This window comes from Micromonospora sp. NPDC048986 (genome assembly GCF_040649335.1).
GTDB classification, from domain to species: domain Bacteria; phylum Actinomycetota; class Actinomycetes; order Mycobacteriales; family Micromonosporaceae; genus Micromonospora; species Micromonospora alfalfae.
The window spans coordinates 299597-312276 of the sequence record NZ_JBEZFJ010000003.1; the positions used below are offsets into that span (position 1 = coordinate 299597).

General features: G+C 68.4%; 10 protein-coding genes. 5 read left to right on the top strand and 5 right to left on the bottom strand.

Going from position 1 to position 12680, the window contains the following annotated elements:
• Positions 1-104 precede the first annotated feature (104 nt).
• The gene (locus AB0B94_RS09240; protein ID WP_357270556.1) at positions 105-1010 is read right to left on the bottom strand and encodes a hypothetical protein; all 906 of its coding nucleotides are present in this window, start codon (positions 1008-1010) and stop codon (positions 105-107) included.
• A 206-nt stretch (positions 1011-1216) separates the two neighbouring features.
• On the opposite strand from AB0B94_RS09240, the gene AB0B94_RS09245 reads away from it, so the two are divergent.
• The gene (locus AB0B94_RS09245; RefSeq protein ID WP_357270559.1) at positions 1217-2122 is read left to right on the top strand and encodes a cellulose binding domain-containing protein; all 906 of its coding nucleotides are present in this window, start codon (positions 1217-1219) and stop codon (positions 2120-2122) included.
• A 162-nt stretch (positions 2123-2284) separates the two neighbouring features.
• Here AB0B94_RS09245 and AB0B94_RS09250 read toward each other — a convergent pair whose 3' ends face one another.
• The 3 genes from AB0B94_RS09250 to AB0B94_RS09260 form a co-directional block, all read right to left on the bottom strand.
• The gene (locus tag AB0B94_RS09250; RefSeq protein ID WP_357270562.1) at positions 2285-3328 is read right to left on the bottom strand and encodes an HNH endonuclease; all 1044 of its coding nucleotides are present in this window, start codon (positions 3326-3328) and stop codon (positions 2285-2287) included.
• 369 nt (positions 3329-3697) lie between these two features.
• Positions 3698-4372, bottom strand: coding sequence for a hypothetical protein (locus AB0B94_RS09255; RefSeq protein ID WP_357270565.1), 675 nt, complete (start codon positions 4370-4372; stop codon positions 3698-3700).
• A 38-nt stretch (positions 4373-4410) separates the two neighbouring features.
• A complete protein-coding gene (locus AB0B94_RS09260) occupies positions 4411-5520 on the bottom strand; it encodes an FAD-binding oxidoreductase (protein ID WP_357270568.1) in 1110 nt (369 codons plus the stop codon).
• Positions 5521-5739: 219 nt separating this feature from the next.
• On the opposite strand from AB0B94_RS09260, the gene AB0B94_RS09265 reads away from it, so the two are divergent.
• From AB0B94_RS09265 to AB0B94_RS09280, 4 genes are all read left to right on the top strand, one after another.
• The gene (locus tag AB0B94_RS09265) at positions 5740-6258 is read left to right on the top strand and encodes a flavoprotein (protein WP_357270571.1); all 519 of its coding nucleotides are present in this window, start codon (positions 5740-5742) and stop codon (positions 6256-6258) included.
• 345 nt (positions 6259-6603) lie between these two features.
• The gene (locus AB0B94_RS09270) at positions 6604-7896 is read left to right on the top strand and encodes a hypothetical protein (protein ID WP_357270574.1); all 1293 of its coding nucleotides are present in this window, start codon (positions 6604-6606) and stop codon (positions 7894-7896) included.
• Positions 7893-8453, top strand: a complete 561-nt coding sequence (locus AB0B94_RS09275; RefSeq protein ID WP_357270578.1) for a GNAT family N-acetyltransferase — start codon at positions 7893-7895, stop codon at positions 8451-8453. Before AB0B94_RS09270 ends, AB0B94_RS09275 begins: the two co-directional genes overlap by 4 nt.
• A 106-nt stretch (positions 8454-8559) precedes the next feature.
• Positions 8560-11643 carry a DUF3427 domain-containing protein gene (locus tag AB0B94_RS09280; protein ID WP_357270581.1) on the top strand — a complete coding sequence of 1028 codons (3084 nt, stop codon included), beginning with the start codon at positions 8560-8562 and terminating at the stop codon, positions 11641-11643.
• Between the two features lie 59 nt (positions 11644-11702).
• Here the strand turns inward: AB0B94_RS09280 and AB0B94_RS09285 are convergent, their stop codons facing one another.
• A complete protein-coding gene (locus AB0B94_RS09285; protein ID WP_357270584.1) occupies positions 11703-12467 on the bottom strand; it encodes an alpha/beta hydrolase in 765 nt (254 codons plus the stop codon).
• Positions 12468-12680: the final 213 nt, after the last annotated feature.

Here is a 12680-nt window from a genome sequence, read left to right on the forward strand (position 1 = left end):
ACCGCCCCACTAAACCATCCTGATGCGACATTTAGCCCAGTATCGGAACAAACGGTGTGGTCGCCCCGGGCGCTGCCGGGGCGACCACACCGGAGGAACGTCGGCTATGGCGTGGCGCAGATGGCGTACGCCGTGTCGGACCAGTTGCCGGCGAACGCATCCTCCTCGTACGCGCCGGACGCCGCCGACGTCGGGGCGGTCGCGGGGCCGCCGTTGGGGCGGAAGTCGTCCACGATGCCCTCGCCGGTCACCCCGTTCAGCTCGTAGCCGGCGCCGGTCAGCACCTTCCCGACCGGGCAGGTCGCGGTGACGCTACGGAAGTCGAGGGAGGTGCTGGCCCCGACGGCGGAGGCGCGCACCAGGCCCGCGAGGGGGTTGGCGCAGATCGCGTACGCGGTGGCGGACCAGTTCAGGGCCGTGGCGTCCGACTCGTACGCGCCGACGGTGACCGCTGTCGGCGCGGTGGCGACGCCACCGTTGGGGCGGAAGTCGTCGACGACACCTTCGCCTGTCACGCCGTTCAGCTCGTAGCCGGTGCCGGTGAGCACCTTCCCGACCGGGCAGGTCGCCGTGACGCTGCGGAAGTCGGTCGAGTTGCTGACGCTGGCCGTGGAGATCCGGACCAGGCCGGGCAGCGGGTTGGCGCAGATCGCGTACGCCGTGACCGACCAGTTGCCCGCGAACGCCTCGGTCTCGTAGGCGCCGACGGTGACGGCCGTCGGGGCGGTGGCGACGCCGCCGTTGGGGCGCAGGTCGTCGACGATGCCCTCGCCGGTGACGCCGTTGAGTTCGTAGCCGGTGCCGGTGAGCACCTTCCCGACCGGGCAGGTTGCCGTGACGCTGTGGTAGTCGGCCGAGTCGCTGACGCTGGTCGCGGCGACCCGCACCAGGCCGGGGACCGCGGCGGACGCCGGGCTCGCCGGGACGAGCACCGCTCCGGTCGCGACAAGACCGAGCACGAGCACTGACGCTCGGCCGCCGAACCGCCGGGTTTCGTTTCGAGTACGCATGTGTTTCTCCCGTCTGAGGCCGGACGGGGCGGCAGGTGCGACGCCGACGTCGAGGCCGTTCGTGATGACGGGTTCACGCTAGGTAGCCACCTGACCAGGCATTATCTCCAAGCCGACTACGTCGCGTAACAGACTGGATCCGTCGTCGGCGTCACTGGCCTGATGGACGATGCGCACACATCGATGTCCGTGCATAACATTCGGCTATGCCTGCTCGCCGCGTCACCGCCACCATCGCCCTCGCCGCGCTGGCGAGCCTGCTCGCCGTCAACGCCGCCCGCGCCGACGGCCCAGCGATCAGCACCCCGGGCACCCCCACCGTGGTGGTCAACGAACCCCACCAGCTCACGCTCAGCTGGACGCCCTCCGCCTGGGTCGAGCCCGGCACGGAGCAGCCGATCAACTACGAGGTGCAGGTGCCGCTGGGGCCGAACACGTACCGCTTTCTCGGCTCCACCACCGACACCACGATCACCCTGACCGACCTGGCACCCGGCACGACGTACCGGATCGGGGTCGCCGCCCGCGCGCTCGGCGGCTACTCCGACACCTCGCCCACCACCACGGTGCGCACCGCGGCCGGCCGCGCGACTGTCAGCTACCTCAACCTGGACTGGTCACCGACGAACAACCAGATCCAGCACCTCCTGAAGGTGACAAACACCGGCACCGCGCCACTCGACCTGAGCACCGTCCAGGTCCGCTACCACCTGCGCTTCGAGGGCGGCAACACCTCGCTCGTGCCGCACTGCGACTGGGCCGCGCTGGGCTGCGACCGAATCCGGCAGGCCGTGCAGTTCTTCGTCCCGCCAGGCGGGCCGCCCGGAGGGCCGTCCGGAGGGCCGCCCGGCGCGATGACGACGCCAGCGCCGCCGTACCCGGCCCCGGGAACGCCGGTCCCCGGCTGGGTGGAGCTGACCTTCACCGACGGCACGCTCGCGCCGGGCCAGTCGACCGGGCCGATCCAACTGCGGCACCACCGGCACAGCTGGAGTGACATCGACGAACGCGACGACCCGAGCTGGCTCGCCAGCACCGGCCAGTGGATCTCGAACGACCGGATCACGCTTGACGTCGACGGGGTACGCGAGTTCGGCGACACCTACTCCTGACCACTCCCGGGCACGCGCCGGGCGACCGGCGTGCGCCGGGTCCGGGTGGCCTTGTCCTGACGGACGTGATGCCTGTGAGTCATCATGATGACTCACAGGCATCACGCTTCTCGGCGAACTACTCCCGACCGCCCCGCATCCTGGCTCTGGCGTTCCAACGGATCAACGAATGCCTGCCACGGCCCGTCGGTGCCGAAGCAGCGCTTCAGGGTCCGGCAGGTCTTCGACACTCTCCGGTAGGCGGATCCGCCGACCGTGGTAGCTGGAGTAATGCGCGATGCCTGCCTTCACGTGCAAGACGTACGACTCGTCAATCCAGATCAACCCTCGGTCCAGCAGGTTGTGCAGGTCAGCGCGGAGCAGGAGGCCGTTGTTGACCTGGTTGGTGGCCGGCCCGTCGTACGGGTCGATATGTGCGGCCTGAAGCGCGGCCTCGGCATCACAGCCGGTGATCGCGCAGCGGTTGTCGTACGCCTCCATGAGCCGGCGGCGGAAGTCCGCCTGCCCCTGCCGCGCGGTGACCTCGGCCAGCCTCCTGCGCCGCCCCTCGGCGGCGGCCTCCGACTCGACGGCCCCGCCTTCGTCCGGGGAATCCGCCAGGTTGCCGACCTTCAACACCTGCTCGGCGAGTTGGTCGTTGTGTCCGGCGGTTTGTAGCGTTCGGACTTTCAGCAGCGGCTCGGTGAGATCACGTACGGCCGCGGCGAAGCGGTCGTCGCGGAAAGCGGCCATCAGGTCGTGGTGCCAGCCATCGACCCGGACCTGGTCCGGCCCCGGATCCGCATAGTCGGAGTGGCCGATGGTCAGATTGGGGAAGGCGTCCGTGAACGCCTGGAACGTCGGCCAGTGCTGACGCAGGGCAGACCATCTGACAATGACAAAGCCGGTGATCAGCGAGTGTTCGTTCGGCTCGGCGGGCTCGGCCAGAACGAACGTCTCCATCCGCTTTATCTTGACCGCGGCGAGCCTCCCGGCGAACGTCGACGGCAGGCAGGACAGCGTCCAGTATTCCCGCTCCTTGTCAGCGGCATCGGGCACAGCGACGTGCAAGTACGCGCGGACCGCGTCGAGCACCCCACCGTAGTATCGGCCGGACTTCAGACGATCGAACTGGCGCTGCTTTGCGGAGACCTCGGACAACGCCGACTCCTTCAGCATGTGCCTGTTGAATCGAGGTTCAAGGGTCGCGACCAACGCCTCCTTCATCCCCTGCGCATCGTCGGTCCGCAGCCACCGGAGGTCGCAGTGAGCCAACCAGGCGGCGATGTCGGCAGCCGCCGCCGGAGCGCCGGGCTGGTCGAGCAGCCGGCCGACCTGGTCGTGCAGGACCGATGAGCCCCGATTGCCGGTCAGGTGCTGGCGGAGACGTCGACGTAGATCCCCAGTCGAACCGACGTAAACGACAACGCCGTTTTCGACAACGACGTGCACGCCGGGCGTTCGAGGAGCGTCACCGGCGGCGTCCCGTGTGTAGGGCCGCGCAGGACTGAAGCCGGACAGCGGGTCACCGGAGGAAGTGTCGGGCACGCCCAGACGCTACTGACCTGAATCATTTTTCGCGGTCCCGCGAAGCTGTCATCGCGCTCTTGCCACTGGCAGGTCTTCGACGTGGCCCCACTTGAGTTCGGCGCCTCCGAGCAGAGCCGCCTCACCCCAGGAAACCCGGAGCAGACCTTCGTCGGAGTTGCAGGCGAACCCGACGAGCAGCACCCTCGGCTCGTCGGTCAACTGCTCCACGGCCTCCCGAAGGGGTGAACGGTCGCGGGCTTCCTCTGGCGTAAGTGGCATCAGCGGCAGAGTGACCTCCTCATGGCTCGGTTCAGGCCCAAAGAGGATCAACAGGTCCCGGATCAGCCGGTTGAGGTCCCGCCCGGGACGGGCGTCGCGCATGTCCAGGTCGCTCCGCGTGGCGTACCGCCAGGGCAGCAGAAGATGGCCCCTGCAGATGGTGACCCGCACCTGCGCACCCGGTGGATGCACGCCCACCACTTCGGGGAGGTCGTGCAGATACTCGTGCAACACCTCGTACTGCTGCTTCCACCGAACCGGGCCGAACGCATGATCGGTGTCCAACTCCGATGCCTCACGGGCATCCTGGGCAAGCTCGACAGCGCGGCGCAGCGCCGCCGGGACCGCAGTGCGCAAAGTGGTTGCAAGAGGCAGTCCGAACCTCTCGATCGACCACCGGGACGGACTGTCAGCATCCTCCACGTACTCACCCCCCGCACTGAGACGAACACGCTCAGGCATGAAGCGTCTCATGTTGATCGATGGATGAGAAGGTGCGGCTATCGGTGGGTGAAGCCTTCGGGCAGGTGGATGCTCGCGGCGGGGATGCCGAGGGCGAGCAGCCGTGGCCGCGCGCCGGCCAGCATCGCGGGTGGGCCGCAGAGGTAGACGTCCTGGCCGGGCTGGTGGTGGTCGAAGGCGATGGTCAGGGCGTCGCCCCGCTCGGCGGGTTCGGCGCAGGGGTCGTCGGAGAGGGCCGGCACGATGGTCAGCCAGTCGTGGGCGCACTGGAGCTTGTCGAGGGCGATCGCGTCGTACAGGTCGGTGAAGGTGCGCGCGCCGACGACGAGCGTCACCCGCCGGCCGTCCGGTGCGGCGGCGACCTGCTCGACCAGGGCGCGCAGCGGCGCCAGGCCGGTGCCACCTGCGACGAGGAGCAGGTCGTTGGTGCTGGCCGGGTCGAGGCTCAGACCGGTGTCGACCGGCGGGCCGAGCCAGAGCAGCTCGCCGGGGCGTACCTCATGGACCAGGCGGTGGGAGACGGTGCCGGCGGGTACGGCGCGGACGTGCAGCTCGACGGTGCCGTCCGCGCGTGGGGCGTTTGCCGGTGAGAGCCAGCGCCAGTGCCCCGGCAGGCGCGGCGTGCAGACCGGCACGGCCTGACCTGGCTGGAAGGGCAGGCGCCGCCAGGGACGTACCGTCAGGATGGCGATGTCGGACGACGGCCGATTGTGGCCGATCACCTCGACGTGCCACCAGGCCCGGCCGTCGCCGGCCCGGGCGGCGTCGCGGCGGATCGCGTGCGTGGCGCGGCACAGGGCGCGCTCGGCGGCGATGGTGAGCTGCGGCGTCCACAGCGGGCGTGCGTGGCGGGCAACCGTGGCGAGCAGCGCGTCGCCGATGGTGGCGGCGTGCGGGAGCAGGTCGAAATGACGGTACGCGCGGCCGAGCACCCGGAGCAGCGCCGCCCTGTTCGCCGCGTCGTCGCCGCCGACCAGGAGGCGGCCCAGCGCGGTGAAGAAGAGCGGCGCGTCGCGGTGTGGGAGCAGGCCGGTTCGGCGGTCTTCGACTGTGCACCAGAAGTCGGCGGCGGCCCGCACGTCGACCGACTCCCAGGCGGCGGCCAGGCTCACGCGGGCCGGGTGGTCGTCGTCGATCGCGGTGGGCATGCCGGCTCCAAGACGTTGATTCGTGGGCTGGCACCGGGGCGGGCGGGAGGAGCTGCGCCGTTGAGGGCCGGCGCAACCCCGGGACAAGACACCCGCCCCGGGCCATGCGTCGACTGTCGCGGCTGACCAGGCACAACGGCATGTCACGGTGATCATCGGTGGCATGTGCAATCGGTATGCGCTCGACGTCGCGACTGTCGAATCGGGCAGACTACGGGCATGACGGAACGCCCGGTGCTGTATCTGGTCGTCTGCGCCGCGGGCCCGGCGGAACACATCGACGAGCTGGTCGACCTCCTGATCGCCGACGGGTGGCGGGTCTGCATGATCGTCAGCCCGACCGCCGCGCCGTGGCTCGACCGGGCCGCGCTGCAAGACAAGACCGGTTATCTGGTACGCGTGGAGTGGCGGATGCCCGGCGACCCGGAGCCGCACCCGCCGGCCGATGTGGTGTTGGCCGCGCCGGTCACGTTCAACACGGTGACGAAATGGGCGTTGGGCATCAACGACACGCTGGCGCTCGGCGTCCTCAACGAATCGCTGGGTGCGGGACTGCCGATCCTTGCCTTCCCGCACGTCAAGGCGGAGTTGGCCGCGCATCCGGCGTACGCCGCTCACCTGGCGGTGCTGCGCGGTGCCGGCGTTGTCGTCACCAAGGGGAAGGTGCTGAACCCGACGGACGAGATGGATCGTTGGGCCATGGTGGTCGAGGCGCTGCGGTTGCTTCGTCCGGCCTGAGCAGTTGCCGTCTGCTCCCTTGGCGGCGGTCCTTCGACGATATGCGTCGTGCGTATACCAGCGCTCCACGCAGCGCGTTCAATGGATAGGCTCGATAAGGCGAGACGGACGGAGCCGCCGGTGACCCACGCGAACTGCCCTCGGTGCGGCGGACGGCTGGCCCGGGACAACGACAGCGGACGGTGTACACCGTGCCAGGCCGCCGAGCGGGACCGGTTGAGCGCGCCGCCGGTGGTCCCGGCGAGCTTCTGGGAGCACGAGCCGGTGCGAGGGGCTCTCGCGGAGCGGCATCTCGGGCGGGTGATCAGGGCGTATCGGTGCCATCCGTACCACGGGCGGGTCGCCTTGCCGCAGACCGTGGTGGCGGGATGGTTGGGGATTACGCAGGCGCAGTTGAGTCGCGTGGAGAACGGGCCACCGCTGGTGCATCTGGACCGACTGGCGCACTGGGCGCAGCTTCTCGGGATACCGGCTTCCCGTCTCTGGTTCGGTCTTCCTGGACAGCCCTACCGAGTCGACGATCGCGCCGCAGAGGGCACAGCAGACGATCCTTATGCGCATGACGCGATAACTGAGCAGGGCAAACCGCCGGCCATGGCGGTTACCGTGGAGAGGGCATCAACCGGAGGGGGTGGCGCTACGGACCGGCGACGCTTCAACGCAATGGCCGTGCTCGCGGGAATCGCCGCAGCCGGTCACCCATACCTGATGACGGACCCCGCCGAAGTACCCCGGAACATTGGCATGGAACAGGTACGACTGGCCAGTTCACTGGTTCAAGACTTCCGGCGAGCCGATGCGGCAGCCGGCGCCGACCAGCTCTGCGACGTTGCCGTCCAGGCACACGCCCGGCTGTCCACGTGGGCGGCGAAGGCGAACTACAGCCGAGAGGTCGGCGATGCCCTTCAAAGCGCCCTGGCTGACCTCAGCATTCAGGCCGCGTGGCTCGCAACCGATGCCGAACGTAGGCCCGAAGCCAGGCCTTACCTGAACGAAGCCATTACCCGTGCCCGCATCGCCGACGACCCTCGTATGGAAGTGCAGGCGCTGACCCAGCTATCCATGCTGCTCCGCGAGAGTCAGCCCGGCGAGTCGCTGCACTGCGCCGAAGCCGCGCTGCGCGTCTCCGCCAGATGGGCAACGCCTCGGCTCTCCACCCTGCTTCATTTGCGGCGAGCGCACACGTACGCCGTGCTAACGGATGCCGGCGGCTTCAGCCGGGAGATGACCAAGGCTCGCCGCGAGTTGGAGCGCGGACCGCACGAGGATGACCTGGGTTTTGTCGACTTCGTGAACGAGCAGGAAGTGAACGGCATCCAGGGGCTTTCCTACCTCGCGCTGGACAGGCCCGAGCGTGCCGCACAGTCGTTCCGCGCAATCATCGCCAACCCGTCGCCCGGCCATCGCCGCAATCAGGTCTACTACACGGTGCACCTCTCGGAGGCCGAGTATCAGCAGGGCAACGTCAACGAGGCAGCACGCATCGCGCTGGACGTCCTGCCCGCGGTTAGCCAGATGAACTCCGGGCGGATCAGCCGGCACCTTGCGCAGGTGCGCTCGAATCTGGCGGCACCACGGCAGGCGACCACGGCAACGCGCCAGTTCGTCACCGCCTACGACCGAGCGGTGAGTGCATGATCGAGGGCTTGCAGCTTCGCCATCACAATGCCGACGAGGCTGAGGGGATCCTCGATCAGCTCGTGGACCTCTACCTAAAGGTCTACGTGGGCGGCGGCGAGTTCTACAGCGAGGACCGCTACCGGCGTCAGCTCGACCTCCACATGCAGCGAGTTGGCTGGGAGTTGATTACCGCAACGGTCGACGGGAGCCTAATCGGCTACGTATATGGTTTTCCGCTACCTGCACAGACACGGTGGTGGGAAGGCATCCATGAGCCGGTGCCACCCGGGTTTACCGAGGAGAACGGAACCCGCACCTTCGCGCTCAGCGAATTGCTCGTACACCCCTACTGGCGACGTAAGGGCGTGGCGGCGGCACTGCATAACGAGTTGGTCGTGGGTCGGGCTGAACCGCGGATCACGCTCTTGGTCCGGCCTGACAATGATGCCGCCCAGATGGCGTACCGGTCCTGGGGCTGGAACAAGGTCACTAAGCTGCGCCCCAACTGGGAGACTGCGCCGACTTTCGATGTCATGGTACGCATCACCCAAATTTGCCCTCGTCCCTTCAGCTAGCTGTGGTGGCTAACGACCGACTTACTCTTCTGTCGGCGCCCCGACAGACGGAATTCGACGCGTAGTCAGGGCATCGCCTCAGCTCGGGACGGATTAGATTGCGTGGATGACGGATCTTGAGCGGGGTGTTTACGAGCACCTCATCACCCGTGAGCTGGCCGATCGCCTCCAGCACGTCGACCCCGCCCTGGTCCAGCAGCACAAGCTCGACCCTGCCGACGCACACACCGCCCTCGCCCGGCACATCGCCACCCTGGCCGCCCGCGCCCTCCAGGCTGTCCCCAGCGGTGATGACAAGCTCCACCGCCAAGTGGAGATGGCGAACCAGATCGCCGACGCCATCGCCGCCCTGAGCCCAAAGGCTGCGACCGATCAGGATCAGGTAACCGACGCCAAGCACCTGCTCCACGCCATCGCCGCCCCACCAACCCCACCGGCGCTGCCAGCCTTCCCGCAGCGCCCCACCACCCCCCTCTCCACCGGCGCGCTGCTGGTCAACGGCCGTCACCAGCCCCGCATCGGTCACGAGGTCAACCACGAGATGGCGTCGGCCGAGAGCGTCGATCTGCTCTGCGCGTTCATCAAGTGGTACGGCCTGCGCATCGTCGAGCACGCCATCCGCGACCTCATCGACCGAGGCGGCAAGGCCCGCGTCATCACCACCACCTACCTCGGCGCGACGGATCAGCGAGCGCTGGACCGGCTCGCCGAGCTGGGCGCTGAGGTCAAGGTGTCCTACGAGACGAGGACCACCCGCCTGCACGCCAAGGCATGGCTGTTCCGCAGGGCCAACGGCACCACCACCGCGTACGTCGGCTCGTCGAACCTGTCGAAGACCGCGCTGGTAGACGGCGTGGAGTGGAACGTGCGCATCTCGAACCTGGAGCAGCCGCACGTCATCGACACCTTCACGGCGACGTTCGAGGACTACTGGAACGATCCGGCGTTCGAGGCGTACGACGCAACCAGGGACGCCGAACGGCTACGGCACGCGTTGAGCGGCGAGCGCCGCGACGAGGCACCGACCGAGATCTCGAACCTGGATGTTCGCCCGTACCCCTATCAGGCAGAAATCCTTGCCGACCTGGACGCCGAGCGCCTGGTGCACGGCCGCTGGCGCAACCTGGTGGTGATGGCCACCGGCACCGGTAAGACCGTGGTCGCCGCCCTCGACTACCGCCGGCTGCACAAGGCGGGCAGGGCCGACTCGTTGCTCTTCGTCGCTCATCAGGAGCAGATCCTGCGACAGAGCCTGTCGACCTTCCGGCAGATCATGGGGGACGGCAGCTTCGGCGAGACGCTGGTCGCGGGCGAGAAGCCGAACGGCTGGAAGCACGTCTTCGCCTCCATCCAGTCGCTGCACCGCCGGGAGGTCGACCCTGAGGCGTACGACATGGTGATCGTCGACGAGTTCCACCACGCCGAGGCACCGACGTACGCGCGACTGTTGGAGCGGTTGCGTCCCCGCGTACTCCTGGGGCTGACGGCGACCCCCGACCGGGCCGACGGCGGCGACGTGCGTCGGTGGTTCGACGGCCGGGCGGCCGTTGAGCTGCACCTGTGGGAAGCGTTGGAGCGGCAGTTGTTGTCGCCGTTCCAGTACTTCGGACTACACGACAACGAGGACCTCTCGCACCTCACCTGGAAACGCGGCCAGGGCTACGACCCGACGCAGCTGAGCACGATCTACACCGGCAACGATGCGCGGGCGCGGACGGTGCTGCGGGCGGTCCGCGAGAAGGTGGACGTCGGGCGGATGCGCGCGCTCGGGTTCTGCGTCAGCATCGGGCACGCCGAGTTCATGGCCAACTCGTTCAGGGAGCACGGTGTCGAGGCGGCGGCGGTGACCTCGCGAGCGGGCACCGATCGGGCGGGGCTGTTGCGGGACTTCAAGACCGGCAAGCTGCGGGTGCTCTTCACAGTGGATCTGTTCAACGAGGGCGTCGACCTGCCGATGGTCGACACGATCCTGATGCTGCGACCCACCGAGAGCGCCACGATCTTCCTGCAACAGCTCGGCCGTGGCCTGCGCCTCGACGATGACAAGCCCTGCCTCACGGTGCTCGACTTCATCGGCGGTCAACACGCCAACTTCCGCTTTGACCTGCGCTGGCGCGCCCTGACCGGGGTGAGCCGGCGGGCGATCACCGAAGCCGTCCGCGACGACTTCCCGAGCTTGCCGAGCGGCTGCCATGTCGAGCTGGACCGGGTGGCGAAGGAGGTCGTGCTCGCCAACCTGAAATCGGCGCTGCCCACCTCGAAGGCCGGACTCGTGTCCGAGCTGCGGCAGCTCGGCGACGTCAGCCTCGCCACGTTCCTGCGCGAGACCGGCTTGGAGGTCGAGGACGTGTACCGGTCGGCCAGCATCGGCGGCTGGACCGGGCTGCGGCGGCTCGCCGGTATCGAGACGTCCGCGCCCGGCCCCGATGACCGGGACCTGGGCCGGGCCATTGGCCGCATGTTGCACACCGACGACGCCGACCGGCTGGAACTGCTGACCCGGGTCGCGGCCGGAGCGCCCGCGCCAGGTCAGCAGGTGTACGCGGGCAACAGCCGACTGCTGGACATGCTGCACTTCAGCCTCTGGGGGCCGAACGCACCACTCACGACGCGAGACGAACGGCTGGCACGACTGTGGAAGGAACCGGCGCGCTGCGCAGAGTTGCGGCAGGTCGCCGAGGTGCTGCGGGACCGTATCCACCGGGTGACGCCGACCGCCGCTCCGGGTGCCGTGCCGCTGCGGGTGCACGCCCGGTACAGCCGCAACGAGGCATGCGCCGCCTTCGGGATGACGAACCCGGGGTCGCTGCGCGAGGGGGTGAAGTGGCTGCCCGACGCCCGAGCCGACCTGTTCTTCGTCACCCTGGTCAAGTCGGAGGCGCACTACTCCCCCACCACCATGTACGCCGACCGCGCCATCACCGACACCCTGTTCCAGTGGGAGTCGCAGAGCACGACTTCGGCAGCGTCGACGACCGGGCAGCGCTACACGTCGGGCGGCTCGACAGTGCACCTCTTCGTGCGGGAAACCCGCATCGCGGACCGCGACCTGGGCGCACCGCCGTACCTGTACGCCGGCACCATGGCGTACGAGAGGCACACCGGCGACCGACCCATGCGCGTCCTGTGGCAGCTCCACCACGCCCTACCCGCCGACGTGTACGCCACCGCCCGAACGATCGCGGCTTGATGCTCCTCGCGAGCTCGACCCACCTTCCTGCTCACGGGCAGGGCTGAAACTCGCCCGGCTCAATGGAGCTCGGACAGGAAGGCTGCGACCGCAGCCGCGAACTGCGCTTGCGCATCGTGATGTACGACGTGACCCGCTGGCAGCTCAGCGAGCCGGGCCTGGCCGGGGCAACTGGCGATCATCTCGCGAGCGTGATCGGCCGTCAGCTCGTCGCTGCGCGTCCCGCGGATCAGAAGGGTCGGGCAGGTCACCGCTACCCAGTCCTTCCAGTGGTCGCCGTTGAGCGCTTTCTGGGACGCCACAGTGTCATCGATATCAAACGAGAAGCCCCAGCCGTCCTTCGACTGGCGGAAGGAGCACTCCAGGTAGGGAGCCGCCGCGCCCAGGGCCGAGGCCAGCGCATGGCGGGATGCCGCCTGGCGAGGGAGGCTTGTGGTGAACGACCAGTCGCAGTCCACGACCGCGCCGATGTCCTCGACGATCAGCGCGGTGACCCGATCGGCGTGCCGGCTGGCGTACTGGTAGGCGTTCACTCCGCCGAGTGAGTGACCCAGCACCGCAGCGGGGCCGACCTTCAGATGCTGGTGGAGCGCCGCGACGTCAGCAACGTAGTCGTCCCGCTCATAGCTCTCGGCAGGGTCGGACTCTCCATGCCCACGCTGATCGAGCGCGATCACCCGCCATCGCGGTGCCAACGCCTCCGCCAGCGGCGCGAAAGCCGACGCTTCGTTGTAGTGCCCGTGCAAAGCCAGGAGCGGGTCACCGGGACCGCCGAAGTCCAGATACGAAAGCCTCCGACCACCAACCGTGAAGAACTCCCGCATGACCTGGAATCCTAGATCAACGACCGTCGCTTCCGTTACGCGAACACGTCTGCCGTTGATCGCGGTAGGCGTCGAAGTCGATCAGGCCGCGTCCGCGATCGGCCTGAAACTGACGTCCAGTCGCCTGTCCAGGGCCCGGGTCAGACGCTCCAGCACCGGCATAGGTTGACACAGTCCCGCCAGCCTCAAAGCAGACCACTGCGGGCTGAGTTA

Bases quoted from the DNA above. Each gene is read 5' to 3' on its own strand.
- AB0B94_RS09240 (WP_357270556.1), bottom strand. From the start codon at position 1,010: ATGCGTACTCGAAACGAAACCCGGCGGTTCGGCGGCCGAGCGTCAGTG.
- AB0B94_RS09245 (WP_357270559.1), top strand. From the start codon at position 1,217: ATGCCTGCTCGCCGCGTCACCGCCACCATCGCCCTCGCCGCGCTGGCG.
- AB0B94_RS09250 (WP_357270562.1), bottom strand. From the start codon at position 3,328: ATGAAGGAGGCGTTGGTCGCGACCCTTGAACCTCGATTCAACAGGCAC.
- AB0B94_RS09255 (WP_357270565.1), bottom strand. From the start codon at position 4,372: ATGCCTGAGCGTGTTCGTCTCAGTGCGGGGGGTGAGTACGTGGAGGAT.
- AB0B94_RS09260 (WP_357270568.1), bottom strand. From the start codon at position 5,520: ATGCCCACCGCGATCGACGACGACCACCCGGCCCGCGTGAGCCTGGCC.
- AB0B94_RS09265 (WP_357270571.1), top strand. From the start codon at position 5,740: ATGACGGAACGCCCGGTGCTGTATCTGGTCGTCTGCGCCGCGGGCCCG.
- AB0B94_RS09275 (WP_357270578.1), top strand. From the start codon at position 7,893: ATGATCGAGGGCTTGCAGCTTCGCCATCACAATGCCGACGAGGCTGAG.
- AB0B94_RS09280 (WP_357270581.1), top strand. From the start codon at position 8,560: ATGACGGATCTTGAGCGGGGTGTTTACGAGCACCTCATCACCCGTGAG.
- AB0B94_RS09285 (WP_357270584.1), bottom strand. From the start codon at position 12,467: ATGCGGGAGTTCTTCACGGTTGGTGGTCGGAGGCTTTCGTATCTGGAC.